The sequence below is a fragment of the Collinsella sp. AM41-2BH genome, assembly GCF_003468085.1.
In the GTDB taxonomy this organism is placed as follows: domain Bacteria; phylum Actinomycetota; class Coriobacteriia; order Coriobacteriales; family Coriobacteriaceae; genus Collinsella.
The window spans coordinates 60,693-83,297 of the sequence record NZ_QSGH01000002.1 but is presented as its reverse complement, the minus strand read 5'-3'; the positions used below and the strand labels follow the sequence as shown (position 1 = coordinate 83,297).

Annotated in this window: 24 protein-coding genes and 1 tRNA gene; 22 read left to right on the top strand and 3 right to left on the bottom strand. The window is 58.4% G+C overall.

Going from position 1 to position 22,605, the window contains the following annotated elements; genetic code table 11:
- The first annotated feature begins 381 nt into the window (after positions 1 to 381).
- The 16 genes from DW899_RS01735 (at position 382) to nagA (ending at position 15,294) form a co-directional block, all read left to right on the top strand.
- Positions 382 to 1,407 (top strand): ABC transporter substrate-binding protein, encoded by a 1,026-nt coding sequence (locus DW899_RS01735; RefSeq protein WP_233503126.1) that lies wholly within the window; start codon positions 382 to 384, stop codon positions 1,405 to 1,407.
- A gap of 317 nt (positions 1,408 to 1,724) precedes the next feature.
- Positions 1,725 to 2,309, top strand: a complete 585-nt coding sequence (hpf, locus tag DW899_RS01730; protein ID WP_035137685.1) for a ribosome hibernation-promoting factor, HPF/YfiA family — start codon at positions 1,725 to 1,727, stop codon at positions 2,307 to 2,309.
- Positions 2,310 to 2,388: 79 nt separating this feature from the next.
- Positions 2,389 to 3,342 (top strand): DegV family protein, encoded by a 954-nt coding sequence (locus tag DW899_RS01725; protein WP_117799787.1) that lies wholly within the window; start codon positions 2,389 to 2,391, stop codon positions 3,340 to 3,342.
- Between the two features lie 98 nt (positions 3,343 to 3,440).
- Complete coding sequence (locus tag DW899_RS01720) at positions 3,441 to 4,520, top strand: NAD(P)-dependent oxidoreductase (protein ID WP_117785955.1); 1,080 nt, start codon at positions 3,441 to 3,443, stop codon at positions 4,518 to 4,520.
- A 5-nt stretch (positions 4,521 to 4,525) separates the two neighbouring features.
- Entirely contained in the window at positions 4,526 to 4,954 is a 429-nt protein-coding gene (locus DW899_RS01715) for a hypothetical protein (protein WP_055310425.1), read from the top strand.
- A 15-nt stretch (positions 4,955 to 4,969) separates the two neighbouring features.
- On the top strand, positions 4,970 to 5,668 hold the full coding sequence (locus tag DW899_RS01710) for a HEAT repeat domain-containing protein (RefSeq protein WP_117799786.1): 699 nt from the start codon (positions 4,970 to 4,972) through the stop codon (positions 5,666 to 5,668).
- 6 nt (positions 5,669 to 5,674) lie between these two features.
- Positions 5,675 to 6,760, top strand: coding sequence for an isocitrate/isopropylmalate dehydrogenase family protein (locus DW899_RS01705; protein ID WP_117799785.1), 1,086 nt, complete (start codon positions 5,675 to 5,677; stop codon positions 6,758 to 6,760).
- Positions 6,761 to 6,886: 126 nt separating this feature from the next.
- Positions 6,887 to 7,972: a hypothetical protein gene (locus tag DW899_RS01700; RefSeq protein ID WP_117799784.1), complete on the top strand. Its 1,086-nt coding sequence runs from the start codon at positions 6,887 to 6,889 to the stop codon at positions 7,970 to 7,972.
- Positions 7,973 to 8,601: 629 nt separating this feature from the next.
- Complete coding sequence (locus DW899_RS01695) at positions 8,602 to 9,045, top strand: PTS fructose transporter subunit IIA (protein ID WP_117564748.1); 444 nt, start codon at positions 8,602 to 8,604, stop codon at positions 9,043 to 9,045.
- On the top strand, positions 9,045 to 9,326 hold the full coding sequence (yajC, locus tag DW899_RS01690; protein ID WP_117564749.1) for a preprotein translocase subunit YajC: 282 nt from the start codon (positions 9,045 to 9,047) through the stop codon (positions 9,324 to 9,326). The genes DW899_RS01695 and yajC overlap by 1 nt, the downstream gene beginning before the upstream one ends.
- A 36-nt stretch (positions 9,327 to 9,362) precedes the next feature.
- Complete coding sequence (gene agaV / locus DW899_RS01685) at positions 9,363 to 9,845, top strand: PTS N-acetylgalactosamine transporter subunit IIB (RefSeq protein WP_117716286.1); 483 nt, start codon at positions 9,363 to 9,365, stop codon at positions 9,843 to 9,845.
- Positions 9,846 to 9,935: 90 nt separating this feature from the next.
- Positions 9,936 to 10,736: a PTS sugar transporter subunit IIC gene (locus DW899_RS01680; RefSeq protein WP_035137676.1), complete on the top strand. Its 801-nt coding sequence runs from the start codon at positions 9,936 to 9,938 to the stop codon at positions 10,734 to 10,736.
- Complete coding sequence (locus DW899_RS01675; RefSeq protein WP_089572402.1) at positions 10,726 to 11,808, top strand: PTS system mannose/fructose/sorbose family transporter subunit IID; 1,083 nt, start codon at positions 10,726 to 10,728, stop codon at positions 11,806 to 11,808. Before DW899_RS01680 ends, DW899_RS01675 begins: the two co-directional genes overlap by 11 nt.
- 184 nt (positions 11,809 to 11,992) lie before the next feature.
- Entirely contained in the window at positions 11,993 to 12,724 is a 732-nt protein-coding gene (locus tag DW899_RS01670) for a GntR family transcriptional regulator (protein ID WP_117635805.1), read from the top strand.
- Positions 12,725 to 12,838: 114 nt separating this feature from the next.
- Entirely contained in the window at positions 12,839 to 14,005 is a 1,167-nt protein-coding gene (locus DW899_RS01665; RefSeq protein ID WP_117640368.1) for an SIS domain-containing protein, read from the top strand.
- A gap of 119 nt (positions 14,006 to 14,124) precedes the next feature.
- Positions 14,125 to 15,294, top strand: a complete 1,170-nt coding sequence (gene nagA, locus DW899_RS01660; protein WP_117646248.1) for an N-acetylglucosamine-6-phosphate deacetylase — start codon at positions 14,125 to 14,127, stop codon at positions 15,292 to 15,294.
- Between the two features lie 75 nt (positions 15,295 to 15,369).
- Here nagA and DW899_RS01655 read toward each other — a convergent pair whose 3' ends face one another.
- On the bottom strand, positions 15,370 to 15,954 hold the full coding sequence (locus tag DW899_RS01655) for a hypothetical protein (RefSeq protein ID WP_089572399.1): 585 nt from the start codon (positions 15,952 to 15,954) through the stop codon (positions 15,370 to 15,372).
- Between the two features lie 157 nt (positions 15,955 to 16,111).
- Here DW899_RS01655 and DW899_RS01650 point away from each other — a divergent pair, with 157 nt between their 5' ends.
- The 4 genes from DW899_RS01650 to DW899_RS01635 are packed head-to-tail and all read left to right on the top strand — an operon-like array spanning position 16,112 to position 18,666.
- Positions 16,112 to 16,993, top strand: coding sequence for an aldose 1-epimerase family protein (locus DW899_RS01650; RefSeq protein WP_117799783.1), 882 nt, complete (start codon positions 16,112 to 16,114; stop codon positions 16,991 to 16,993).
- Positions 16,994 to 17,052: 59 nt separating this feature from the next.
- The gene (locus DW899_RS01645) at positions 17,053 to 17,988 is read left to right on the top strand and encodes a hexose kinase (RefSeq protein WP_117799782.1); all 936 of its coding nucleotides are present in this window, start codon (positions 17,053 to 17,055) and stop codon (positions 17,986 to 17,988) included.
- 37 nt (positions 17,989 to 18,025) lie between these two features.
- The gene (locus tag DW899_RS10840) at positions 18,026 to 18,160 is read left to right on the top strand and encodes a hypothetical protein (RefSeq protein WP_255415072.1); all 135 of its coding nucleotides are present in this window, start codon (positions 18,026 to 18,028) and stop codon (positions 18,158 to 18,160) included.
- Between the two features lie 32 nt (positions 18,161 to 18,192).
- Positions 18,193 to 18,666 (top strand): YhcH/YjgK/YiaL family protein, encoded by a 474-nt coding sequence (locus DW899_RS01635; RefSeq protein WP_117799781.1) that lies wholly within the window; start codon positions 18,193 to 18,195, stop codon positions 18,664 to 18,666.
- 135 nt (positions 18,667 to 18,801) lie between these two features.
- Here DW899_RS01635 and DW899_RS01630 read toward each other — a convergent pair whose 3' ends face one another.
- Together DW899_RS01630 and DW899_RS01625 are read right to left on the bottom strand one after the other, a co-directional pair.
- Positions 18,802 to 19,167 (bottom strand): hypothetical protein, encoded by a 366-nt coding sequence (locus DW899_RS01630; RefSeq protein ID WP_117799780.1) that lies wholly within the window; start codon positions 19,165 to 19,167, stop codon positions 18,802 to 18,804.
- Between the two features lie 781 nt (positions 19,168 to 19,948).
- A tRNA-Thr gene (locus DW899_RS01625) sits at positions 19,949 to 20,024 on the bottom strand.
- A 207-nt stretch (positions 20,025 to 20,231) separates the two neighbouring features.
- On the opposite strand from DW899_RS01625, the gene DW899_RS01620 reads away from it, so the two are divergent.
- Together DW899_RS01620 and DW899_RS01615 are read left to right on the top strand one after the other, a co-directional pair.
- Complete coding sequence (locus DW899_RS01620; RefSeq protein WP_117799779.1) at positions 20,232 to 20,714, top strand: PTS sugar transporter subunit IIB; 483 nt, start codon at positions 20,232 to 20,234, stop codon at positions 20,712 to 20,714.
- Positions 20,715 to 21,168: 454 nt separating this feature from the next.
- On the top strand, positions 21,169 to 22,434 hold the full coding sequence (locus DW899_RS01615) for an ATP-binding protein (RefSeq protein ID WP_158566545.1): 1,266 nt from the start codon (positions 21,169 to 21,171) through the stop codon (positions 22,432 to 22,434).
- Positions 22,435 to 22,605: the final 171 nt, after the last annotated feature.

Genomic DNA, 22,605 nt, shown 5'->3' with positions numbered 1-22,605 from the left:
ATGCGAATGACGCCCTTAACCTTAAACTTTAGCTTGAACTTAGCTATAATGCGCTACGTTCCTGCCAGGCTGTGGTTGCGGACGGACGAAATGCCCGTCCTAGTCCAAGACAGACGCGGTCAAAGGGATCCACGTAAGCGACCGCGTGCGCGCGGCGCGATCATGGCGCGTCCTAGATGTAAGCCGCACCGTCCGTTCTACTTTCTTTGGGGCAATACCGCCTCGCGGGCGAGCGGGCCAGTCGTGAAGGTGGCTGCGGCCTCCCGAGCAAACACCCCGGTGCGCAAGTGTGGGGTCAAATACCAGGTCAGCTGGTGGGAACAACCCGATATTCCGCGCAACGCACGGATCGTATACGACACAGAAGGCAGGGTAGTGGACATGGTGAGGGGCAGCTTGATGCACGCGGCTCGGTTAGGTGCTGGGACCGCAGCGGTCATTGCCGTTTTGGGCCTGAGCGGATGCGCGTTCAACCCGCTGTCTACGTTCACGACTCCCACGATCGACCAGATCGAGTACGAGACCGTCACGCCGGCGGTGTCGGACGATGCCCTGGTTACTCCCGGAACCCTGACGGTCGCCCTCGATACTTCCGATGCGCCGCAGGCAATGCAGGGCGCCGACGGCGAGCTTACGGGGTATGCAGTCGACGCTGCCCGCGCCCTCGCAAGCCGCATGGGCCTTAAGGTCGCCTTTGTCGATGCGTCCTCGGCAGGTTCCGCGCTCGGCGACAAAAAGGCCGATATCTTTATCGGCGAGATCAACTCCACGGACGGGGACGTTAGCTCGCTCGGCACCTGCCTGTACGATGCCGCTTCCGTGTTCGGTAAAACCAGCGATGGTGGGTCGCTAAGCGTTTCCACCGATACCCTTAACACGTCTACTCTGGGTGTCCAGATGTCCTCGGCCTCGCAGGAGGCGCTTGCTAAGCAGAGCATCACCGCCAACCAAAAGACCTACTCCAACATCAACGAGTGCTTTGAGGCGCTCGAGTCCGGCGAGGTCGACTATGTGATCTGCGACTCCACAGCCGGCGGCTATCTTGCACGCCTGATGAGCGAGGTCTCCTATGTCGGTGCGCTCGAGGCGCCCTCGACGCTTGGTGTTGCGGGCCTCTCGTCCAATGACGAACTGTGCCGTGCCGTGAGTGATGCCCTCGACGACATCACGGTCGACGGCACGCTCGAGGCGGTTCACTGCGTCTGGTACGGCCAGATTCCCTACGACCTCACCACTAAGACGGTTTCGGGCGCTAACGTGCAGCCGGGCGACTCTGAGTCCAGTGAGACCACGTCCTCCGGCAGCGAGTCCTCCGATTCCAACAATGAGACCGCATCCTCCGAGGACAAATCGTCCAGCCAGGAAGGCACCATCACCGACGACGACATTAACAAACTCAATAGCTAGTTATTGCTAGGGGTGGTGTCTCCTATACGTTGGAAAGGACACCTCTTCACGGTTTCAACACGCACTGCCGGGCTTCCCCAATAGGGGAGCCCGGCTTTTTTATCCCTATAAAACCAGCAGGTCAAAGCCAATTTTCGGGACCAAATACAAAGTCGCCGACGCCCTCCCATAGCGCACTTTGCCACGGAAAAGTGCGAGACTTCGGTATGCGGTATCAAGCAATCGTTATTCGGGTCTTTAGGAATCCGCGTGAATAAATGCATGGCAATGGGTACATAGCCAGTACAGTAAGTCCCCGAGGCAGATTGGAGCCACGTATGGATATCAAGGTTTCTGGACGCAAGACGACGGTAACCGATGCTCTGCGTGCGCATGTGGATGAGAAGATCGGCGAGGCGCTCAAGGTTTTCGATATCGAGCCCATGACGGTCGACGTTGTACTTCGCTATGAGAAGAACCCCTCGAACCCCAACCCGGCAATCGTCGAGGTTACGGTTCGTGCCCGCGGTTCGGTGATTCGCGTTGCCGAGCACGGTGCAGATATGTACGCCGCCATTGACCTCTCCGCCGATAAGGTCACCCGCCAGCTGCGTAAGTTCAAGACCAAGGTCGTGGACAACCGCCAGGGCGGTGCCAGCGCCGCGGATGTTGCACCGGTCGAGCGCGTCGAGGATCTGGCCGACCTGCTGCTGCCCGAGGAGGAGGACGACCTGCTCGTCCGCGAGAAGGTTATCGACGTCACCCCGATGACTGAGGAGCAGGCGCTGGTGCAGACCGATCTGCTCGGCCACGACTTCTACGTGTTCGAGAACGCGACGACCGGCCTTATCAATGTGGTGTATCACCGTAAGAATGGTGGATATGGCATCATCAAGCCCCGCATTGAAACACTTGACGAGTAAAATACGTTAACTTGCATGAGTTAACGGTTGGCGGCCATCCCATGCGGGTGGCCGCCTTTTTACGTAAGGAGTCGCTTTGATGGACAAGGCCGCATCCGCCGGTCATTCGGACCGTTGCCGCATCGTCGTCGATACCTGCTGCGACTTTAGCCCCGAGGTCGCCGCGAACCTCGATGTCGATATCCTGGGTTTCCCCTTTATCATCGATGGCGAGGAGCGCACGGATGACATCTGGTCGAGCATCACACCCAAGGAGTTCTACGACCGCATGCGCGCCGGTGCCCGCGTGTCCACCTCGGCTGTGTCGCTCGGTCGCTATATCGAGTTCTTTACCGAGTGCGCCAAAGAGGGTACGCCCACGGTCTACCTGTGCTTTACCTCGGCGCTGTCGTCGAGCTACAACTCCGCGTGCCAGGCGGCGGACGCCGTGCGCGCCGAGTATCCCAACTTTGAGCTGCACGTGGTCGACAACGCTCTGCCCTGTGCGACCGGCGAGCTCTTGGCGCTTGAGGCCGTGCGCCAGCGTTCGGCGGGACTGACCGCCAAGCAGCTGGTCGACTGGGCAAACGAGGCCAAGACCTATGTCCACGGTTACTTTACGCTCGAGAGCTTTGACGCGCTGGCTGCCGGCGGCCGCATTCCGCCCGCGGCGGCACAGCTCACGGCAAAGCTCGACGTCAAACCCGAGCTGTCCTACGACCTGGCCGGCTCGCTGTCGCTGATCGGCGTCAACCGCGGTCGCAAAAAGGCGCTCAAGTCCATTCTCAAGTCGTTCCGCGAGAACTATGTGCCCGATCGCACCATGCCCATCGCCATTATGACGGCCGATGCCGAAAAGGACGGCGACTGGCTCGAAGCCGCCATCCGCAAGGAGGAGGGTTGCGCCGACGTCACGATCATTCGCAGCTCCGTGGGTCCCACCATTGGCTCGCACGTGGGCCCCGGCATGGTGGCCTGCGCGTTTTGGGGTAAGAACCGCGCCGACAAGGCGTCGCTTTCCGACCGCATCGCCCGCCGCGTGCGCGGTCAGTAGGCAAGTAACGCGGCCGTAATCGATCCCAACTCACAGCCCAAACGCTGGCACCGAGTATTCAACCTGGTAATAACACCCAACCCAAAAGGAAAGGTTTCATGGCAAACAAGCTCTCTGTCGCATTTATCGGCACCGGAATCATGGGTGCCCCCATTGCCGGCCACATTCTGGACGCCGGCTATCCCGTTACGGTCAACAACCGCACCAAGTCCAAGGCCGCGGCGCTTATCGAGCGCGGCGCCGTCTGGGCTGATACGCCGGCAGATGCCGTGGCGAACGCCGACGTCGTCTTTACCATGGTGGGTTATCCCTCCGAGGTCGAGGAGCTCTACCTGGCGGGCGACGGCCTGCTCGCGTGCACAAAGCCTGGCGCGGTCCTGATCGACCTCACCACGAGCTCGCCCGAGCTCGCGCGCGATATTGCCGAGGCCGCCCAGGTTTCCGGCCGCATGGCGTTTGACTGCCCCGTCACCGGCGGCGAGTCCGGTGCTATCGCCGGCACGCTCACGGCCATCGTGGGCGCCACCGAGAACGACATCGCCCCGGTCCGCGACATCCTTTCCACCTTTGCGGCAACTATCTGCTGCTTCGATGGCGCCGGCAAGGGCCAGGCTGCCAAGCTCGCCAACCAGGTGTCGCTGGGCGCCTGCATGGTCGGCATGGCCGATGCGCTGGCGTTTGCCGAGCTGAGCGGCCTTGATCTGGAGAAGACCCGTCAGATGATCCTGGGCGGCACCGGCAAGTCCGGCGCCATGGAGAGCCTGGCACCCAAGGCGCTCGACGGCGATTACAAGCCCGGCTTTATGGTCGAGCACTTTATTAAGGACCTGCGCTTGGCGCTCGCCTATGCCGACGATCGCGAGCTTGCGCTGCCCGGCGCCGACGTGGCCCTTACGCTCTACGACATGCTCGATGCCATCGGTGGTGCCAAGCTGGGCACCCAGGCCATCACGGTCCTCTATAAGGAGGAGGCCGACGCCATCGCCGCCGGTCTGGACTGGTCGCAGTATCGTCCCGAGGAGCACGGTGCCCACGAGGAAGGCTGCGGTTGCGGCGAGCATGGCGACGACCACGAGTGCTGCGGTGGCCACCACCACGGCGAGGACCACGAGTGCTGCGGCGGTCACGGTCACGATGACGGCCACGAGTGCTGCTGCGGCCACCATCACGAGGAGTAGCGCCCATGAGCTGGACGTTCGTGGTGCTTGCGCTGGTGCTCTTTCTCTTTGCGATCTACATCGGCTTTTTGTGCGGCCAGTGGGCGTGCGAAAAGCGCGTCATCACCAAGCGCGACTACTGGATTGCCAACTTTGCAGGAGCGGCGGCAGTCGTCCTGCTGACCTGGGTGTTCTCGCTGTTCCCGCTGGTGCAGTTTGCGCCGATCGGCTGGCTCGGTGGCTTTATCGCCGGCCTTAAGATGAGCTTTGGCGAGTCCGTCGGTCCGTGGCGCAAGCACGACGAGGTCTTTAACGTCAACAAGGCTCATCGAGCCGCCGCCGACGCGGGCGATGCCGAGGAACGCCGCCGTGCACGTCGCAATGGCGCGGCCGACCGACAGCTCATCTCGGTCACCGATGACAGCAAGGGTGCTGGCAAGCACGCCAAGAAATAAAAAGAAGAGGTAACTATGGCAGAAAACAAAGACGAACAGCTCACCGACGAGGAGCTGGCACAGCTCCAGCTGGCAGAGGAGAACGAGAACGCCGTCGATCGACTGGTCCAGGAGCTCGGCTGCCCCACGCGCCGCATCCGCCAGTTTGCCGCCCGCGTGCTGCACCTGCTTGCCGAGCGCGATCCGCAGCGCGTCGTGCCCTGCGTGCCCGCGCTGATCGAGGCACTCGACCGCCCCGAGGCGCAGACCCGCTGGGAGGCCCTCGATGCCCTGACGGCGCTCGCCACCACCTGCCCCGAGCAGCTGGGCGATGCCTTTGAGGGCGCCGAGACCGCGCTGTTCGACGAGATTTCCTCCACGCTGCGCTATGCCGCCTTCCGCCTGCTGTGCGTGTGGGGTGCCACGAGTGTCGAGCGTTCACGCGAGGCTTGGCCCATCCTGGACGAGGCCATCCAGTGCTACCACGGCGACCTTGAGTATCGCGACATGCTCGGTTGCCTGTACGAGTTTTGCCAGGGCGAGATCGACGCCGAGGTTGCCGAGAAGCTTGCGCTGCGCCTTAAGTTCGATGCCGAGAACGGTAAGGGCAGCTATCTCAAGGCCCGTTCGAGCGAGATTTGCGAAATGCTTGTTAAACGTTTTGGCCTGGATCTCTCCAAAAAGAAGAAGCGTGCTAGCGTTAAAAAATCTGAGGCCGCCGAAGACGAGGAGTAACAGATTATGGCGCACGATGTAGTCCTGATTCCCGGTGACGGTATCGGTCCCGAGATTACGCAGGCCATGCGCCGCGTGGTCGAGGCCACCGGCGTCCAGATCAACTGGAACGTCCAGGAGGCCGGCGCCGGCGTCATGGACGAGTTTGGCACGCCGCTGCCCCAGCATGTGCTCGATGCGGTCGCCGAGACCAAGGTCGCCATCAAGGGCCCCATCACCACACCGGTCGGCACGGGCTTCCGCAGCGTCAACGTGGCCCTGCGCAAGCACTTCGACCTGTACGCCTGCGTGCGCCCCTGCCTGTCGCAGCCGGGCGACGGCTCGCGCTTCCGCGACGTCGACCTGGTTATCGTGCGCGAGAACACCGAGGACCTCTACGCCGGTATCGAGTTCGATGAGGGCGCTGCCGAGGTCGAGGAGCTCTCGCAGCTTGTCGAGCGTTCGGGCCAAAAGACCTTCGCCGCCGATTCCGCGATCTCGATCAAGCCGATCTCCATCGCCAAGAGCCGCCGCATTGTGGAGTATGCCTTTGAGTATGCCCGCCGCTGCGGCCGCAAAAAGGTGACGGCCGTGCACAAGGCCAACATCATGAAGGCGACCGACGGCCTGTTCCTGCGCGTGGCGCGCGAGGTGGCCGCCAACTATCCCGATATCGAGTTCAACGACAAGATCGTCGACGCCACCTGCATGGGCCTGGTCCAGAACCCCAACGACTTCGATGTCCTGGTGCTGCCCAACCTGTACGGCGACATTGTGAGTGATCTGTGCGCCGGCCTGGTGGGCGGCTTGGGTATGGCCCCCGGCTCCAACATCGGTGCCGACTGCGCCATCTTTGAGGCTACGCACGGCTCCGCACCCGATATCGCGGGCAAGGATATCGCCAACCCCACGGCCGAGATCCTCTCTGCCGCGATGATGCTCGATCACCTGGGCGAGAACGATGCTGCCAATCGCATTCGTGCCGCCGTCTCCGCCACGCTCGACGAGGGCGAGCAGGTTACCGGTGACGTGCGTCGTGCTCAGACCGGCTCCGTTGAGGGCGCCGTGGGCACGCAGGCCTTTGCCGATGCCGTTATCGCGCACCTGGCCTAAGGTATGCACGCTGCAAACGCCTAAATAGTACTTAAGTGTTTGCGTATAACCTAAGAATCAATACGCCCGGCGCCTCGTCGGGCGTATTCTATTGGGGACTATGTTTCCTAACAAGGAGTAATTGATATGGGTCTGATTCAAAAGAAGGACGAGAAGGACGAGATCGACGGCATCCAGATCATCGAGCGCGGCGAAGGCCCCGACGGTGACGAGGACGAGAAGATCGACCTGGTCGCCGGCACGTCTGCCGAACATATCGCCGCTGGCACGACCGCCGAGGAGGAGGACGCCCGCCTGGAGGCAAAGATCGCCGCGGACGCCGCCGACGAGAACCTTATGCCTGAGGAGCAGGACGAGGACGACGACTCCGACGCGAACGACCGCGCATCCAAGCACAAGAAGACGATGATTGCCGCCTTTGTGGTCGCCATCGTGATCGCTGCGGTGGTCGGCTTCTTTATTGGCAATGGCGGCTTTGGCGGCAAGGGTGTCGGCTCGGCTACCCTCACCGAGGACCAGCTCGATTCGACCGTGGCAAGCTATAGCTACAACGGCAAGAAGAGCGATATCACCGCGCGCGAGGCCATCGAGAGCCAGTACAGCCTCGATACCGTCAAGGATAGCGATGGCAACTACACCGCTCCTTCTGCCGACATCATCCTGTCCTACGTGCGTAACAAGATTCTGCTCGATGCTGCTGAGGACGAGGGCATTACCGTCTCCTCTAAGGAGATGAAGAAGTACGCCGAGGATTCTATCGGCACCTCGGACTACGACACCATGGCCAAGCAGTATGGCGTGTCCAAGGACCAGGCCAAGCAGATCGTCCGTCAGTCCGCGACGCTGCAGAAGCTCTACAAGAAGAAGGTGGGCGATAGCTCCGCAAGCATGCCGACCGCTCCGACCGAGCCTGCTGACGGCAACGAGGAGACCGCGAGCAAGGACTACGCCGACTACATCATCAACCTTGCCGGCGACGAGTGGGATAGCGAGAAGGGCACTTGGAAGGACGCCGACAGCACCTACGCTAAGGCCTTCGCTAACGATGCCTTTACTGCCGATAGCGCAACCTATAAGCAGGCCATGACCGCCTATTACACCGCCTACCAGCAGTACTCTTCGCAGGCCTCGAGCGCCAGCTCCAAGTGGACCGAGTATGCTAACGGCCTCTACGCCAAGGCCAACATCAGCATCTACGGCCTGTTTGCGTAAGATCTGTCTGCACTACTGCGCGCTAACCGATCTACCTGATTAAGCCCGCTAGAACGACAACGTTCTAGCGGGCATTTTGTTACCGAAACCACTAGGATAGGACTTGCGCCCGTGCAAGTGCTTCATCGGGTATCCTCAATTCATCCTGGAAAACGGCCGCAAACGATTGCAAATAACCGGTGAACGGTCGAAAACTACCGTTCACCGATAATATCGAAACTGGTTCTAACTGGTATTAAGCCAAAAAGACCAATTCACAAATCTTCACAATGACCTGCAATTTTTCTACACGCCATTTTTAGCCACCCTGCGTTGTTTAGACACAAAAAAAGTTCCGATCTTTCGTCAAATCATTTCGAAACGGTTTCAAAACCGCAGGTAGAAGTGTTAACGAGCGGTAAACGGTCGATTTTTCACCGTGAACGGTGCAAAAACGTTTTACTGTATGAATCAACGAAAGCAACCTCTTCTGTGGTGATATAGTGACAACAACACGTCACGTGGTTACTACCAGTTGAGAGACCACTGGTCTTCAAAGAACGCTTTCCAAGAAGCTTTAAGGGCGTCCGCCCGCTGGCTTCCGAAAACATCGGACTCAGATCGTACACACCTTCGGAAGGGAAATTTGAATGGTTGGCTTTATTCTTACCGGTCATGGACAGTTCGCACCCGGCCTCGCAAGCGCTATCGCTATGGTCGCCGGTGATCAGCCCGCTTTTACCGTCGTTCCTTTCGAGGGCGACCAGGCTGCTTCCTACGGTGAGGATCTCCGCGCCGCTATCACCGCCATGCGCGAGGAGTGCGATGGCGTGCTCGTCTTTACCGACCTGCTTGGTGGTACCCCGTTCAACCAGGCAATGATGATTGCCCAGGATGTCGACAACGTCGAGATTCTGACTGGCACGAACCTTCCCATGGTTATTGAGCTTCTGTTCCTCCGCGGCAACGCTACGCTCGCCGAGCTTGGCGAGCAGGCCGTGACCGTTGGCCAGACGGGCATCACCGCCCAGACGGTTGCCTCCGTCGCTGGTGCCGAGGAAGAGGATATCTTCGGTGACGAGGACGGCATCTAATGGCCGATTTCGGAGCCAGCGTCCTGAGCTCCTCGGTCGCTCTTTTAGGCCTGCTTGTCGTCATGGGCTTGATTTACACCATCTGGTCGCAAATCAACATGAAGAAGAAGCAGAAGTACTTCAAGGAGCTGCACACCGAGCTCAAGCCGGGTCAGGAGGTTCTTTTCGCCGGCGGTATCTACGGAACCGTCAAGGGCATCGAAGGCGAAAAGGTCCAGATCAAAGTCCGATCCGGTGCCGTCGTAGATGTTTCGCGTTACGCGATTCAGGAGATCAAGTAACTGTCGTCAGCAAATAACGAAAGGAAGCTGATCAACATGGCAGAACCCAACATTCTTCTTACCCGCATCGATAACCGACTGGTTCATGGTCAGGTTGCCACCCAGTGGAACTCCACCCTGGGCTCCAACCTCATCCTCGTCGCCAACGACGACGTGGCGACCAACACCATGCGCCAGAACCTCATGAAGATGGCCGCTCCCGCCGGCGTCGCTACGCGTTTCTTCTCTCTGCAGAAGACCATCGACGTCATTGGCAAGGCGAGCCCGCGCCAGAAGATCTTCATCGTGGCCGAAACACCGGAAGACGTGCTTACGCTCGTCAAGGGCGGTGTGCCTATAAAGAAGGTAAACATCGGCAACATGCACATGTCGGAAGGAAAGCGCCAAGTCGCCACCTCCGTCGCAGTTAACGACGAGGATGTCGCTGCGTTTAAAGAGCTGCAGGAATTGGGGGTGGAGTTGGAGATCAGGCGCGTTCCGAGCACGCCTGTTGAGGACACGAGCAAGCTCTTCTCGTAGTCTTCGTGATCCACGTTGTCAGGAGTGAAACCCTGACATTCTGTACGTGAAATCCAAAGTGCGTACATACATTTTGAAAGGAGGAGCAAGATGGAATACACGATCTTCCAGGTCGCTCTGGTCTTCATCGTCACGTTCGTCGCGGCAATCGACCAGTTTAACTTCCTCGAGTCTCTCTATCAGCCCATCGTCACCGGCGCCGTCATTGGTCTTATCCTTGGCGACCTCAACACCGGTCTTCTCGTGGGTGGTACTTATCAGCTCATGACGATCGGCAACATGCCGATCGGAGGTGCTCAGCCGCCTAACGCCGTCATCGGCGGCATCATGGCAGCCATTCTCGCTATCGCTACGGGCCTCGAGCCCAACGCGGCAGTCGGCCTTGCCATTCCGTTCGCTCTGCTTGGTCAGCTCGGCGTTACCCTGGTCTTCACGCTTATGTCGCCGCTCATGTCCTCCGCGGACAACATGGCTCACAACGCCGACACCAAGGGTATCGAGCGTCTGAACTACTTCGCCATGGCTCTGCTCGGCCTGATCTTCGCTGTCGTCGTCACCCTGTTCTTCATCGCTGGCGCTACCATCGGTCAGACCATCGCTTCCGCCATCCCGACTTGGCTGCAGACCGGTCTCTCCGCTGCAGGCGGCATGATGCGCTTCGTCGGCTTCGCCGTCCTGCTCAAGGTTATGATGAACCGTGATATGTGGGGCTTCTTCCTCATGGGCTTTGGCCTCGCGCTCATCACCGTTGCCAACGATTCTCTGGCAACCCCTGCTCTGCTCATCCTCGCTCTCATCGGCTTCGGCATCGCTTTCTGGGACTTCCAGCAGCAGACCGAGCTGAAGGGTGCAGCTGTTTCTGACGGAGGTGACTTCGAAGATGGCATCTAATGAGTATGTGATCCCGGAGCACTACGAGGATCTTACTCCTGCTCCGCAGCTCGACCAGAAGACCCTCAACAAGATGGCTTGGCGCTCCTGCTTCCTGCAGGCATCGTTCAACTACGAGCGCATGCAGGCCGCTGGCTGGCTCTACTCCATCATCCCCGGTCTGGAGAAGATCCACACCAACAAGAACGACCTCGCGGCTTCCATGAGCCACAACCTGGAGTTCTTCAACACCCACCCGTTCCTCGTCACCTTTGTTATGGGTATCGTGCTTTCGCTCGAGCAGAACAAGGTTGACATCCCCACGATCCGCGCCGTCCGCGTCGCCGCAATGGGCCCGCTCGGTGGTATCGGTGACGCCCTGTTCTGGCTGACGCTCGTGCCTATCACGGCCGGCATCACCTCCAACATGGCCATCAACGGCAACGCCGCTGCGCCGATCATCTTCCTGGTGATCTTCAACGTCGTCCAGTTCGCTCTGCGCTTCTGGCTCATGAATTGGTCCTACAAGCTTGGCACCAGCGCTATTGACGCTCTGACCGCCAACATGCAGGCCTTCACGCGTGCCGCTTCCATCATGGGCGTCTTCGTCGTCGGTTGCCTGGTCGTCACCATGGGTGGCACCCAGATCAACCTCCAGATCCCCAACGGCACCACCCGTGGCCTTGCCCCTACTACCGTGATCGTCTCCGAGAAGGAGGCCGAGAACTTCACCGGTATGGAGGGCATCGATACCGAGACCGCTGAGGCCGGTACCATCGCCATGACCGATGAGGACGGCAACGCCCTCACCGCCGTCGATGCCGACGGCAACGAGGTCAAGTGCGGCGTCGCCGATCTGGGCAACGGCATGGAGTCCGTGACCTACGCTACCGTCACCGAGGATCCGGTCAACTTCTCTGTTGCCGACACCCTCAACACCATCGTCCCGAAGCTCGTCCCGCTTATGCTTACGCTGCTGCTTTACTACATGTTCGCTAAGCACAGCTGGACCCCGACCAAGGGCATTCTGCTGCTCTTCGTCCTCGGCATCCTGGGCGCTGGCCCGCTTGGTCTCTGGCCGAGCATCTGGTAAGGCTCTAGCTTGAGGGGTGTGTCCCTACGCGGCTCACACCCCGACCCCTTAAGCCATGTGTATGTTAAAAGCCGCGTGCTCGAAAGAGCGCGCGGCTTTTGTTTTCTTGATGATTCGGGTGTGGCAGACAGATAATGCTAAACACCCAAGGTAGTAGCCTAGTTTGAGCAAAAGGGAGGATAGGATGGCGATCGGAGCGCGCAAGCAACCGCTGTACGATCAGCTGGTCGATATTCTGACCGAAAAGATTGACCATGAATATCGCGCCGGTGACATGATTCCTTCCGAGCGCGAACTTTCGGAGCGCTATGGTCTCTCGCGCACTACGGTACGCCTGGCTCTGCAGGAACTGGAGCGTTTAGGACTGGTGGTTCGGCAGCACGGTCGCGGTACCTTTGTGACCGACCGTTCGGCAAAGGCAACCAATCTTATGCAGTCCTACAGCTTTACCGAGCAGATGCGTGCGATGGGTCGCGACCCCGAGACCACGATTCTCGATTTTTGCGAGATGGAGGCCGATAAGAATCTGGCCGAGCATATGGGATTACGTATCGGTGATCGCATTTTTAAGCTCAAGCGCCTTCGTTCTGCCGACAACATGCCCATGATGGTCGAACGTAGCTATCTACCGGTTCGTCAATTTCTGTCCCTAAAGCGACCGCTGCTGGAGCGTAAGCCGCTTTACGATGTGATTGAGCAAGACTTTAAGCAAAAAATACGCGTGGCCGAAGAGGAGTTCTATGCGAGCATAGCCCGTCCCACCGATGCCCACCTTTTGGAAATCGTCGAGGGCTCGCCTGTGCTCGATTTGGTTAGGACTACGTATAACGAGTCAAACGAGGTTGTGGAGTATACGCTCTCGGTTGCTCGTGCCGATCAGTTTAAATACAAGGTTTACCACCAGCGTAGCGATTAGTGTCTGCACCGTTTCCATATGATGATTCTTTGTATTTAACTGGTTACTACCAGATAACCAACCGAAGTGTATAATTGCACGTCAGAGGATTACTTCTAGAGAGAGGTATTAGAAATGTTCGAGAAGAGTGTCGAGGAGCTCACCGAGCTCGGCGCCCAGATCACCACGGCCGAGATTGCTCAGCAGCCCGAGCTTTGGCGTGATACGCTCAACATCTATCGCGAGAACAAGGAGGCCATCGAGGCCTTCCTGGCCGAGGCTCGCGCTATGGGCGAGGGCCGTCTGTCCGTTGTCTTCACCGGTGCCGGTACGTCCGACTACGTTGGCGATACCTGCGCCCCGTACCTGCGTCACGCTGGCAACACTGATCTCTACGACTTTAAGCCCATCGCCACGACCGACATCGTGAGCGCTCCGCGCGACTTCCTGCGCGCCGAGGATCCCACGCTCGTGGTTTCCTTTGCCCGCTCTGGCAACAGCCCCGAGAGCCTTGCCGCCGTTGCCGTCGCCAAGGAGCTCGTCCACAACGTCAAGTTCCTCAACATTACCTGTGCTCCCGAGGGCAAGCTTGCCGTCGAGTCCGCCGATGACCCCAATGCGCTGACGCTGCTCATCCCGCGCGCCAACGACAAGGGCTTCGCCATGACCGGTTCCTACACCTGCATGACCCTGCTCTCTACCCTCATCTTTGACGAGGCTTCCGACGAGCAGAAGGCCGAGTGGGTCGAGACCATCGCCAAGATGGGCGAGGAGGTCATCGCTCGCGAGTCCGAGGTCGCCGATTACCTCGCTGGCGACTTCAACCGCGTGACCTACCTGGGCTCCGGCTCCTTTGGCGGCCTTGCTCAGGAGAGCCAGCTTAAGATTCTCGAGCTTGCTCACGGTCTGGTCGCTACTTCCTACGACACTTCCATGGGCTATCGTCACGGACCTAAGTCCTTCGTCGACGATAAGACGCTCGTCTTCGTGTTCGTCAACAACGACGCCTACACCCGTCAGTACGACATCGACATCCTCAACGAGATCGGTGGCGACAAGATCGCTCAGCACACCGTTGCCGTTCAGCAGGATGGCGCTACCGTCTACGAGGGCGAGTCCTTCACCTTTAAGGGCTATGAGGCACTCCCCGAGGGCTACCTTGCCCTGCCGTTCGTGATGTTTGCCCAGGCCATTAGCCTGCTCAACTCCGTGCGCGTGGGCAACACGCCCGATACGCCGAGCCCCACCGGCACGGTCAACCGCGTGGTTAAGGGCGTGACGATTCACCCCTTCACCGCTTAATCGCGTCCCCCCTGTAAGGGCGCCCGTCCGCTCATAACGGCGGGCGGGCGCTTTTTGTTTTCACTTGGACCGGGTATAAGCATCACCATAGTCAACTGCTTTAGAAGCAAGGAGTGCATATGAGCACGTACGCAATTAAGGCTGACAAGTTCTTCTTGCCGGCAGGTCCGCAGCTGGGCGGCTATCTTATGGTCGAGGATGGCGTCTTTGGCGCCTGGCAGGCCGACGAGCCCTCTTGCGAGATCAAGGACTACACGGGATCGTGGATCGCACCGGGTATGGTCGATACCCACATCCATGGCTTCTACAACCACTCAACTACCGATAACGACCCCGAGGGTATCGATATCAGCTCGACTGAGCTCGCCCGTCGCGGTACCACCAGCTGGCTACCCACGACGTTCACCGATGGCGTCGAGCAGATCAAGGACGCCTGCGCCGCCATCGCTCAGGCGGACGAGGGTCGCGGCCCCGACTTCTGCGGTGCTCGCATTCAGGGCATCTACCTGGAGGGCCCCTTCTTTACCATGAAGCACGTGGGCGCGCAGAACCCCGCTTATCTTATCGATCCCTCCGAGGAGGTCTTTGATCAGTGGCAGGAGGCTGCGGGCGGTCGCATCGTTAAGAGCGCCATGGCGGCCGAGCGCGACGGTGCCGCTGCTTATGCGGCTGCTCTGAACGCCAAGGGTGTGGTGACCAGCATCGGTCACTCCGACGCCACCTACGATGAGTGCATCGCCGCCATCAACGCCGGTGCCAGCTGCTTTACGCATACCTATAACGGCCAGCGCGGGCTGCATCACCGTGAGCCCGGTGTCGTGGGTGCTGCTATGTCCACGTCCGAGACCTACGCCGAGATCATCTGTGACGGCAAGCACGTAAACCCTGCCGCCATCAAGGCGCTGCTGCAGGCCAAGGGCTGGCAGCACACGGTACTCATCACCGACTGCCTGGGCTGCGGCGGCATGCCCGAGGGCAGCTACACCAGCGGCGGCATGGACGTCATCATGAAGGACAACCTGTGCTGGCTCGCCGATGGCAAGAGCATTGCCGGTTCGGTGCTCACGCTTGCCCAGGGCGTCAAGAACATCGTCGACTGGGGCATCGCCAGCGCCGATATCGCCATTCGCATGGCAACCGAGGTGCCGGCACGCTCCGCGCACATCGAGGATAAGTGCGGCAGCATCATGCCGGGTCGCGACGCCGACTTTGTCGTGTTCGACCATGAGCTCACCCTCGTCGAGACGTATGTTGGCGGCCAGAGCGTCGGCAACGCCTTTACCGAGTAACGAAAGAAAAAGACGGCGGGCCCGAATCTGCTCGGACCCGCCGTACGGGTTAAACGCTCAAAAGCACCTTTACAGTTACAGCTTGCTAGCGATTTTCTTTGCCGTACGCTTAACGCCGGCCACCAGGCCTCCTGCAGGATGCTCCTTCTCGTATGCTAGGCGCTTCTCGCGCTTGGCGTACTCTTCGACGATGATGTCTCCATACTCGTCTTCGATCTTGTCGAAGAAGTCGACGGCACCCTTAATTTCCTCAGCGGTCGGGTGCCCCTTTTGGACACCGCCGGTGAGTTTGAACGGCCCCCACGTATCAAAGCCGGGGCAGCCGTAGACACCCATAAAGATGGCCTGCCTCATGCGGCAGATGCCATCGATATCCTTGCCGTACCACTTGTTTTTGCCACCGTAGGTCATAAGGCCAAACACCTTGTCCTGCGGCTGCAACACGTTAGTGAGCACGCGTGCCATGTCCTTGTCGATCTCGGAGTAATAGATGCCCGTGGCGACACCAATCAGATGGTATTCGTGCAGGTTGGGATACTCGTTTTTGCCGAGTGTTTTCACGTCGAGGGTATCGATTTCGGGGTGCGCCTCGACGATGGCGTCCACGAGCTTTTTCGTATTGCCGTGGTGGCGTGAGGCATAAAGAATGATGGTTCGCATAAGAAGGCCTTTCAGCTGTAATTGCATCAATGTCTGTATGGTACCCCGTTACATGGCCGGGATACCGGACGCATCGATGAGCGTGCGGGTTTGTTCTATGGTTAGGATTGAAACGGGCGCTTGCGTGAAATAAAGCAGTTGTTCGAAAGGATGGGTAATGGAATACGCTCTCTCCAACGATTCGATTTCTATTAAGGTTTCCACGGCTGATGGCTCGTTTACCTCGATTGAGGCCGGAGGTCGCGAGTACTTGTGGCAGGGTGATCCCACCGTGTGGTCCGGCCAGGCGCCGATTTGCTTCCCGATTTGCGGAGGCTTGCGCGACAACAGCGCCATGACGTTTGCCGGGCATCATGTAAAGCTCGCTCGCCACGGCTTTGCGCGCAAGCAGGAGTGGAAGCTGCTGAGCCAAGGCGAGAACGAGTTGGCTATGTGCCTGGCTTCGGAGGATAACGCCGCGCTGCTGAGCGATTATCCGTATCCGTTTAGGCTCGTCGCCCGCTATACGCTCGAGGACGCCGCCGTGCGCGTCTCCTATGAGGTGACCAACGAGGGCACCGAGGACATGCCGTTCTTTATCGGTGGGCATCCCGGCTTTAGGTGCCCGCTCGATGAGGGCGAGGCCTATACGGACTACGAGTTGCGCTTTGAGAAAGAAGAGGCTGCAGAGCTTTGCACCGCTGTCCCTTCGACTGGCTTGATTGACGTGGACAAGCGCTCCAAGAACCCCATGGTGGGAAAGACGCTGCCCCTGTCGCACGAGCTCTTCGATTTTGCGGAGACCATCTTTGACGTGCTCGAGAGCCGCCAGGTCACGCTTTCCAAAAAGGGCGAGGACAAGGGCGTTCGCCTGAGCTTTGAGGGCTTCCCATATCTCATTGTGTGGAGCAAGCCCGAGGGTGATTTTGTGGCAGTTGAGCCTTGGGGCGGCCTTTCGACCTGCTCCGATGAGGACGACGTGCTTGAGCATAAGCGTGGCTGCCTTGTCGCCAAGCCCAAGGAGACCGTCGTTCGCTCGTTCACGATTGAGATTCTGTAATTCCGTTTTGTCGACTCGTATCGCGAGGCACAAGGAGCCTGCGAGATAAGGAGCTAAAAATGATCCTCACCGTTACGATGAACCCGTCCGTCGATACACGCTATCAGCTCGATGAGCTCATTATCGACGACGTTAACCGTGTGACGCCCGAAAAGACCGCCGGCGGCAAGGGTCTCAACGTGGCCCGTGTACTGGGTCAGCTGGGCGACGACGTTGTGGCAACCGGTCTACTCGGCGGCCACATGGGCGCCTACATGGCCGAGCTCATGGATGCCAACGGCATTAAGAATGATTTTGTACCCATCAAGGGCGAGACTCGCATTTGCCTTAACATCCTCCACGCCGGCAACCAGACCGAGCTACTCGAGAGCGGCCCGACGATTGCCCCCGAGGAGCTCGATGCCTTTACCGCCAAGTTCGCCGAGCTTGCGAGCAAGGCCGCTGTCGTTACCATCTCGGGTTCGCTGCCCCGTGGTGTCGAGGCGGACTACTACGCCAAGATCACGGGCATTGCCGAGAACGCCGGCGCCAAGGTGCTGCTCGATACCTCGGGTGCTTCGCTCGAGGCCGCCCTTAAGTCCGAAGTTAAGCCCGAGCTGGTTAAGCCTAACCTGACCGAGATCAACGGCCTTCTGGGCACGAGCTTTACCACCGACGATGTGGACGAGCTCCGCGCCGCGCTCGCCTCTGATGCCCGCTTCTCCGATATCCCCTGGGTCGTCGTTTCCATGGGTGCCGCCGGTTCCGTGGGCTTCCATAACGGCCGTGCGTTCCGCGCCAAGACCCCCGATATCCCCGCCGTTAACGCTACGGGCTCTGGCGATTCGACCATTGCCGGCTTCGCACATGCGATTGCTGCTGGCGCGGATGACGAGACGGTGCTGCGTACCGCCAACACCTGCGGCAAGCTCAATGCCATGGATCCCATGACTGGCCACTTGGTTATGGATCGTTGGGATGATGTCTACAACGGCGTTGTCGTGACCGAGCTGTAGGAGCTTGTGCGCCGCCCCCGGCATCGGTTGCTTGCTTGTGGTTAGAGTCGACGACAAGTGCGGTAGCATTATGCCGGGGCGCGACGCCGATGCTGTCGTGTTCAATCCCGACCTTACCCTGGTCGAGGCGTATGTGGGTGGCAACAGCGTCGGTAATGCATTTACCGAGTAGCTGCCAAATAAACGATCCGAGAGGGGATTTAGATGATTTACGGTGCATTGGGCGATATCGAGGAATACCGCGGAATGCTCAAGGGCCTCGATGTGCTGATCGACTGGCTCGAGGAGAACGAGCCGGCGAAGCTCGAGGTCGGCAGCCATCCGATTCTGGGCGACAAGGTCTTTGCGAACGTCATGGCTCCCACGACGCGTCCCGAGGCCGAGGCTCACTATGAGACGCATCAGCGCTATCACGACCTGCAGATCGACGTCGAGGGTCGCGAGGCCTTTAAGGTCGCTACGGGCAGCCTGACGCTGGTCCAGGAGTTTGACGAGAAGGACGACTACGATCTGGTCGATTCCGACGCCTCGATCGCCGGCGATCTTGCTGACGACAAGTTTGCGCTGTTTGTTGCCGGCGAGCCTCACATGCCCACGCTCGAGTTCCCGGGCGATGGCGCGCAGCCGGTCAAGAAGATCTGCTTTAAGCTGCTTGCAGATGCTTACTGGGAGGAGTAGCGAACTGCTCGGTTGAGCTGCTCGTCTGATGGCGTGATTCCCCTAGGGAAATCACGCTAGGACCCCGCCAAACGTGTTTTCCCTAGGGGAGTCACGTTTGGCGGGGTTTTCGGTTTTTGAATAGGGAAGCCTCATTTATTTGCGAAGAACATCGGCTAGCCGCAGGATTGAAATCATCGACCGATAAGTGAGTTCCACTTTTTCGCCCGCAAGCAGTCGTTTCGAGCCAATCTCATCTAGCCCAACAAGCCGAGAAAACAGCGAGCCGCTCATCGTGCCATCGTCAATTGATTCCCTTATGGTCTTCAAAACGTCCGTATCATGAAGCGACGCCGAGCTGTAGGGGGCAACACGAGCGGAACTCTCAATTAACGACGAGACAAAAGGATGGAGATGCTTTGGACATAGTCCATCAAACACCACATCCCCATTGTCGTTCGAGCCGACCAGGCGCCAAGTATAATGATCGACCCAGTCATCCCCGTCGTATATGGCGTCCATGAGCAACTTCCCGTCTAGAGAGAGAAACCTATTTGGACATCGGGGCGCAAGACCGCAATCCGTATCGGACCTGCAGCAGCTCCAACCCAACGCACCACTTAGGTTCCCTTTCGTACATGTGTATCAATCTGCCCCGAAATGCCGGTGAATGCAATTCCAGACCCGTTTGTCGGATAGCAATCGACGTATTTTTGTTTTCCGCTCACAACCTTGTATAGATAAATCGTTCCAGCAAAAGAGAAGGGATCGTTCGCAATTTTGTCCGGAAGAACTTGCCACCTCAAAATCCCGCTACCAATATGGTCAAGCTTGACCGTTCCGCCGTCCCCCTCAAAAGTGGCAAGGGGATTTACCCCAGACTGAGAGTCGGCATCGCCCTCCTTAGCAGTTATCAGCAGGCTGCCCGTATAAGACTGCTAAGGCTCACCTTCAGGACAGGCAGCCTTGGCCCAAGAAGGGCCACTCAGGCAGAACAGTCCGAGCAACATCAATACCAGCAAAAGAAAACCCTTAGTTCTTTTCATCTATATCGCCAATATCTCTCGACATTTGTATATTGTGACTATTTTAGATCTATATGGCCAATTTGAGCCCTCACCATGGCAATTGTTGCAGCTGGGTTTCTTTTCATTAAGATTTCACTTTGGTAAATCCCCGCCCCTAAGCATTAAACCCGAAGTCCACCGAGTGGGCCGCCGTTGACGTGGCGATGTTTGGATTGGCGCGCACGCACTCAAAATCGGCAACAAAAAAGCCGCCCGAAGGCGGCTATCTTGTGTAATGGAGCCAGCGACCGGGCTCGAACCGGTGACCCCCGCTTTACGAGAGCGGTGCTCTACCAACTGAGCTACGCTGGCGGCCATATGATGACGCAACTGAGGCGTCAACGGCTGTCTATGATACGGGACATCGCACATCCGCGCAAGTGTTCTGACGGCTTTTCTCACTTTAAATGCACTAATATTAGAGGCGTGATGTCTGCAGTGCCCATTTGTTACTTGACCTGCTGTTGAGTTGGTGGTCGACGTCCCGCTCGTATGGGTCTCAAACAGAATGGGGCAGCCATGGCTCAACCCAAGATCCTTCTTACGCGTATCGACGACCGTTTCATTTACGGGCAAGATGTTGAGCTGTGGAACGAAGCCGTAGATGCTAACCTTGTCCTCGTCGTCAACGACGAGATTGCGGCGGATTCGCGTAAGTGGGCCCCTATGAGGGTGGCGGCGCCCGACGGCGTGTGGACGCGGTTTTTCTCGGTGCAAAGGACTATCGACATCATTCATACCGCAACGCCGCGTCAATGGATTCTGGTCATGGTAGCCTCACCTGCCGACGCGCTCGCGCTGGTTAAGGGCGGTGTGCCAATAACCAAGATCAGCATCGGCCATATGCAGGCAGGGGAGGGCAAGCGCTCTGCAACGCCTGCCGTTGCCGTAAGCGATGCAGATACCGCCGCCTTTAAAGAGCTGCAAGCGCTCGGCATAGAGCTAGAAATCCGTTATCTCCCCAGTTCCGCCCCCGACCCCATTGGCAATCTGTTCAACTGATCCCTTGGGGACGGAGGAAAACGGATCGTATTTTCCCGTGGAGGAGCGGCGAGATGCCCTCGGCCAGGAATTGGGGCCATCTACTACTTTTGGTCGCTTACCTCGAAGCACGATGAAAATCGCAATATTAAAACTGCAGGTAGCGAACGTGCGATTTTTGAAAATAGGGGCGTATGGTCAGGGGTGCGGGAGTAAAAGTAGTAGATGGGCGCAATCTGTAGCGCGCCGATTTCAGGCATGTTGGCACATGTGTCGGAGCTATGAAAAGAGTGTCCCTTTCGACTAGTCTTTTAGAACGTCAATGACTGCACCACAGCTTAAGCCGTTCGCAAAAATGGCTCCTAAATCTGTTTCGTTAATTGAATTGTGTAAATATGGTTAATCAGAGAACCGAAATTTGGTTAAATGGAAACTGTGAATTTGGTTAAACACGCTGGTAGCAATGGTGATAAATATGCCAAAAAAGTACTACACCAGAATTGTCGAAAATGAGCTCGACCAGCTGCTGGGTATATTCGGTGCCGTTCTTATCGAAGGACCGAAATGGTGTGGAAAGACGACCACGGCCGAGACCCGTGCGGCGTCTAGGCTCCTTCTCATGGACCCGTCCCGCAACTTCGAGAATCGCTTACGCGCCGAGACGGATCCGGCTCTTGCCGTTTCCGGCGAGGTGCCGCGGCTGATTGACGAGTGGCAGGAGGTTCCGAAACTTTGGGACGCGGCACGGTTTGAGTGCGACAACCGCGGTGGCGAGCCTGGTCAGTTCATATTTACGGGATCGGCAACACCGCGAGACGACGAACGTCCGATGCACAGTGGCGCTGGAAGATTCGCCAAACTGCGCATGGACACCATGACGCTTTTCGAACTCGGGAAATCCAGCGGTGCGGTTAAGCTATCGGGCATTATTTCTGGCGAAAAGTTCAATGGAGCTTTCGGGTCGTTGGACTCTGCCTCGATTGCCGAGTGCGTTGTTCGTGGCGGATGGCCTGCAGCGGCTGGACGCGATACGCGGGCTGCGTCCGCGATGGCCAAACGCTATATCGGCATAGTCGCCGAAGAAGATTTATCTCGTGTTGATGGCTCTCGCCGCGACCCTGAGAAGGTCAAAGCCGTCATCGAATCGCTTGCGCGAAATGAATCCACTTTGGCGACACTCAAGACGCTTGTAGCCGATCTTGGCGGAGAGGTGTCGAGACAGACGGCGGCATCATATATATCTCTTCTTGCTCGGGTTAGTTTCGTTCGCGATATTCCCGCGTGGAACCCTGCAATGAGATCTCCGGTGCATTTAAGAGACTCAAAGAAGCATCACCTCGCCGACCCGTCGCTGGCGGCCGCCGCACTCGGGGCGACCCCGGAGACACTACTGCTAGATTTCAAGACGCTCGGACTGCTTTTTGAATCGCTGGTGCTTCATGATTTGTGGGTTTATGCGCGAGCAAACGGAATGGGCCTCTATCACTATCATGATTCTCGCGATCTAGAAGTCGATGCGGTCATTGCGGCTCCCGGCGGAACGTGGATTCCGGTCGAAGTTAAACTCAGCTCTGCTCAAATCGAAGAGGCGTCTGACAGCCTTGTTGCTGTCGAGAAACGCATGGTTGCCGCCGGAAACAACCCGCCGGTTTCGAAAGTCGTGATCATTGGGTTTGGTTCGCAAGCCTATGTTACCGAGCGTGGCGTCCAAGTTGTTCCGCTGGATGTTCTCGCGCCGTAACGCGACGGTCGAAGCGGGACGGACGCCACCATTGCGCGCGAGGACACGGTACCATCGATGATGCGGCGGCCACATTCGACAAAGAGTGCCCACAACGACTAGTCGTTTAAGAACGTCGCAGGCGACTAGGTAGAAAAACGCCCGTCGGCGGTGGTGCCGGCGGGCGCTGGT

Excerpts from the sequence above, each read along its gene's own strand:
- DW899_RS01735 (WP_233503126.1), top strand. The coding sequence starts at position 382 with ATGGTGAGGGGCAGCTTGATGCACGCGGCTCGGTTAGGTGCTGGGACC.
- hpf (WP_035137685.1), top strand. The coding sequence starts at position 1,725 with ATGGATATCAAGGTTTCTGGACGCAAGACGACGGTAACCGATGCTCTG.
- DW899_RS01725 (WP_117799787.1), top strand. The coding sequence starts at position 2,389 with ATGGACAAGGCCGCATCCGCCGGTCATTCGGACCGTTGCCGCATCGTC.
- DW899_RS01720 (WP_117785955.1), top strand. The coding sequence starts at position 3,441 with ATGGCAAACAAGCTCTCTGTCGCATTTATCGGCACCGGAATCATGGGT.
- DW899_RS01715 (WP_055310425.1), top strand. The coding sequence starts at position 4,526 with ATGAGCTGGACGTTCGTGGTGCTTGCGCTGGTGCTCTTTCTCTTTGCG.
- DW899_RS01710 (WP_117799786.1), top strand. The coding sequence starts at position 4,970 with ATGGCAGAAAACAAAGACGAACAGCTCACCGACGAGGAGCTGGCACAG.
- DW899_RS01705 (WP_117799785.1), top strand. The coding sequence starts at position 5,675 with ATGGCGCACGATGTAGTCCTGATTCCCGGTGACGGTATCGGTCCCGAG.
- DW899_RS01700 (WP_117799784.1), top strand. The coding sequence starts at position 6,887 with ATGGGTCTGATTCAAAAGAAGGACGAGAAGGACGAGATCGACGGCATC.
- DW899_RS01695 (WP_117564748.1), top strand. The coding sequence starts at position 8,602 with ATGGTTGGCTTTATTCTTACCGGTCATGGACAGTTCGCACCCGGCCTC.
- yajC (WP_117564749.1), top strand. The coding sequence starts at position 9,045 with ATGGCCGATTTCGGAGCCAGCGTCCTGAGCTCCTCGGTCGCTCTTTTA.
- agaV (WP_117716286.1), top strand. The coding sequence starts at position 9,363 with ATGGCAGAACCCAACATTCTTCTTACCCGCATCGATAACCGACTGGTT.
- DW899_RS01680 (WP_035137676.1), top strand. The coding sequence starts at position 9,936 with ATGGAATACACGATCTTCCAGGTCGCTCTGGTCTTCATCGTCACGTTC.
- DW899_RS01675 (WP_089572402.1), top strand. The coding sequence starts at position 10,726 with ATGGCATCTAATGAGTATGTGATCCCGGAGCACTACGAGGATCTTACT.
- DW899_RS01670 (WP_117635805.1), top strand. The coding sequence starts at position 11,993 with ATGGCGATCGGAGCGCGCAAGCAACCGCTGTACGATCAGCTGGTCGAT.
- DW899_RS01665 (WP_117640368.1), top strand. The coding sequence starts at position 12,839 with ATGTTCGAGAAGAGTGTCGAGGAGCTCACCGAGCTCGGCGCCCAGATC.
- nagA (WP_117646248.1), top strand. The coding sequence starts at position 14,125 with ATGAGCACGTACGCAATTAAGGCTGACAAGTTCTTCTTGCCGGCAGGT.
- DW899_RS01655 (WP_089572399.1), bottom strand. The coding sequence starts at position 15,954 with ATGCGAACCATCATTCTTTATGCCTCACGCCACCACGGCAATACGAAA.
- DW899_RS01650 (WP_117799783.1), top strand. The coding sequence starts at position 16,112 with ATGGAATACGCTCTCTCCAACGATTCGATTTCTATTAAGGTTTCCACG.
- DW899_RS01645 (WP_117799782.1), top strand. The coding sequence starts at position 17,053 with ATGATCCTCACCGTTACGATGAACCCGTCCGTCGATACACGCTATCAG.
- DW899_RS01635 (WP_117799781.1), top strand. The coding sequence starts at position 18,193 with ATGATTTACGGTGCATTGGGCGATATCGAGGAATACCGCGGAATGCTC.
- DW899_RS01630 (WP_117799780.1), bottom strand. The coding sequence starts at position 19,167 with ATGGACGCCATATACGACGGGGATGACTGGGTCGATCATTATACTTGG.
- DW899_RS01620 (WP_117799779.1), top strand. The coding sequence starts at position 20,232 with ATGGCTCAACCCAAGATCCTTCTTACGCGTATCGACGACCGTTTCATT.
- DW899_RS01615 (WP_158566545.1), top strand. The coding sequence starts at position 21,169 with ATGCCAAAAAAGTACTACACCAGAATTGTCGAAAATGAGCTCGACCAG.